5 protein-coding genes are annotated in these 2,796 nt (G+C 27.9%); all 5 read left to right on the top strand.

Annotation, left to right across the window (positions count from 1 at the left end; genetic code table 11):
* A partial coding sequence (locus tag RGC78_RS15995; protein ID WP_309556952.1) for an RHS repeat-associated core domain-containing protein occupies positions 1-992 on the top strand: 992 nt, incomplete at its 5' end.
* A gap of 15 nt (positions 993-1,007) precedes the next feature.
* Positions 1,008-1,370 carry a DUF7716 domain-containing protein gene (locus RGC78_RS15990; RefSeq protein WP_309556951.1) on the top strand — a complete coding sequence of 121 codons (363 nt, stop codon included), beginning with the start codon at positions 1,008-1,010 and terminating at the stop codon, positions 1,368-1,370.
* Positions 1,371-1,602: 232 nt separating this feature from the next.
* A complete protein-coding gene (locus RGC78_RS15985; protein WP_309556950.1) occupies positions 1,603-1,734 on the top strand; it encodes a pentapeptide repeat-containing protein in 132 nt (43 codons plus the stop codon).
* Between the two features lie 355 nt (positions 1,735-2,089).
* Positions 2,090-2,563, top strand: coding sequence for a hypothetical protein (locus tag RGC78_RS15980; protein WP_309556949.1), 474 nt, complete (start codon positions 2,090-2,092; stop codon positions 2,561-2,563).
* A gap of 48 nt (positions 2,564-2,611) precedes the next feature.
* On the top strand, positions 2,612-2,796 hold a 185-nt coding region (locus RGC78_RS15975; RefSeq protein WP_309556948.1), incomplete at its 3' end, for a hypothetical protein.

Genomic DNA, 2,796 nt, shown 5'->3' with positions numbered 1-2,796 from the left:
ATGAAACTCACTGCTCACATACGTTTGCAGGAGTAAGTTCGAGTAACCAAATTATAAATTTGGACTCTCACTTAAACAGCTCGACAAATTACAGTTTGTCACGACATTATTATTCTGTTGATGAACAGGGCAGCACTGATTTTATAACAGATGATTCTGAAAATGTTAAGAATGAATACTATTATGATGCATTTGGTAATGTAATTGATTCAAGAGAAGAAGTTCATAATAGGATAACTTATACTGGACAGCAGTTTGATGGAATAACTAAGCAATATTATTTAAGAGCTAGATTCTATAATCCAGTTATAGGTAGCTTTACGCAGGAAGACGTTTATAGGGGCGATGGATTAAATCTTTATGCTTATTGTGGGAATAATCCAGTTAGGTATTATGATCCTAGTGGATATGAGATGTGTCCAGCAGGAAACAATAAGCAAAGAAATAATAATCAAAATGAATGGAATAAGTTCCAAAATGAGAATAGAGGACAATATAATTCTAAACAAGAAATGGCTGACGCGTATAATAAGCTTAAAGCTAATAAAAATGAAGTGCCAGCTAATAAGCCTACAATTAAAAAAGCAACTGAGGTGGGAAAACCTAGAAAAGGAGATAAATATCATACATTCCATGAATTTGAGTTAAAAAGTGATTTTCATTATGCAAGTGATTCAGTACAATTTAGACAAGCAAATAAGTCATTAATAGAAAGATTGAATAATGATGTTAAATTTAGAAAAGATATGTTTAAAAGAAATCCAGAATTAAAATCATGGTTAGATAGTAATTCTAATTTATCTAATAGTCCAACAGGATTTACTTGGCATCATTCAGAAAAAAATGGAATTTTGGAACTAGTTAATAGAGGCGATCATAGTACTAATTTTAATATATATCATCCTACAGGAAAAGGAGGAAGAGACATATGGGGAGGAGGCAAACTTGGAAGAAAAGGTAAATTGGATAAAAATGGAAAAATAAAGAAGTGAGAAAGGTGAAAAGAAATGTTAGAAAAAGAAAAAGAATATAAATTTTACGAAATAATTAACGAATTAAGGAAGAAATATATGCAAGGTGGAGCCAAAATGTTGTATAAGGATAATAATTGGTGCTTATACTCAAGGCATGAAGATATAGAATTAAGTTCAAAGTGCTATATAGATGAATATCCTGATATTGATGATACTAGTTTTGAGGAAATCTTACCAAAGTTTGTTGAAGAAAAGGGGTTACAGATTATTTATAGGGACGAATTATTGCAAGATGTGATAGTATCAGCATTGAATAGAAAAGAAAATGCATCTAATCAAGAGTTACTTGAAGCAATTTACTATTATGATGATAATGATACTTTTTTAGAGTTATAGAGTTAAAATTATATATTTTTACTACTGCTTTATATTAATTTATAAATCAAATTAAGTCAAAGTATTAGAAAGGCAAATTATTTCAGGTATTGGGAGTTGTGACTTTACCAATACAAATTTAGAAAACAGTAGTTTAGAAGAACTTTCAGGAAGTAACGGTTTTATTAGTACAAATTTAAAATACGCAATGTTGGATGGAAGTCAATATATTACAAAGGATAGATTTAATGATGTGAATTTGGAAGGTGCCAATTTAAAAGGAACAAATTTTAATGAAGCTATATTACATGGTGTAATAATTTTAGAACATGATTATAAATACTTAAAGGATTATATAGATAAGAAGAAAGTAATTTTAAAATAAAACAAAATGATAAACCTAGAATGTTAGATTATCTGACTTACTAGGTTTATTTTATATAAAAATTTAATTGAACTAACTCGCTAAAAGCGACGGCTATTTTTTTCACACTACTAATTTGAAATTTATAGTTTCAGATTTTAATAAAGTATGGCAAAATAAAAAGATGTTGCTGTCACAACATCTTTTTATTTTGTAACACATCCGTTTTATATACTTCGAAAGGAGTGTTAATAAAAATGACTGAATTACAAGTCAATTTTCATATCTTTTAGAAAATGACATTGAAGCATGTAAAGGATATTGCTATTTAGTAGCAAAGTCAATTTGTACATCATATAAATTGTTTAATAATGGGATGGAACCAGTAGCATGGCTAAGAAAAGAAATTAGTGCAAGAAAATCAGAGGAATTTGCAACATATTGTGCTATAGTAGTTGATAACTATGACTTAGCAAAGTCTATATCAAGTGAAAACACTATTATAGGAAATTTACTATTAGGAAATATTGAAAAAGCAAAACAATGTATAGATAATATGTCAGAAAAGGAGGGAGTTAAAGATATATTCTTATCTATAGTTAACAATGATCCAAAGAACTTAGAACAAGGCATAATAAAAAGATTAAAAATGTTAAGAAAGCAGCCAATTGATTATTTAACAATTGTTGATATTTGGGCAAGTGCACTAATAAAAATTGCTAAAAAATTAGGAGTAAATGTAGAGGAGATAGATATAGAGGTTATTGAGATGCCAAAGCAATTATTAGATGAAATTAAAATTGATTATGAAAAATGGAAATTACCTTATTATGAACAATTAAATTTATAAACTAAGTTAGTTTAGCCATAATCCAATATAATTTTTGATATAGTTATATTGGATTTATGGCTTTCTTTAATTTGTAAGAATTGTAAGCGTCAAAGAGGTTCTTTCCAATGTTATTGTATTAAAGATAATAGAAAGATAAAAACTATTTATCCAGATGGTGGAATTGAAAGATTTTATTATGATGCAAATGGAAATGTCATAAGGCATATAAGCCCAGAATACTACAATAAAGA

The sequence above is a fragment of the Clostridium aquiflavi genome (assembly GCF_031344075.1).
In the GTDB taxonomy this organism is placed as follows: domain Bacteria; phylum Bacillota; class Clostridia; order Clostridiales; family Clostridiaceae; genus Clostridium; species Clostridium aquiflavi.
Note: the sequence above shows the minus strand (reverse complement) of the source record. Positions and strands in the feature narration are given on the sequence as shown.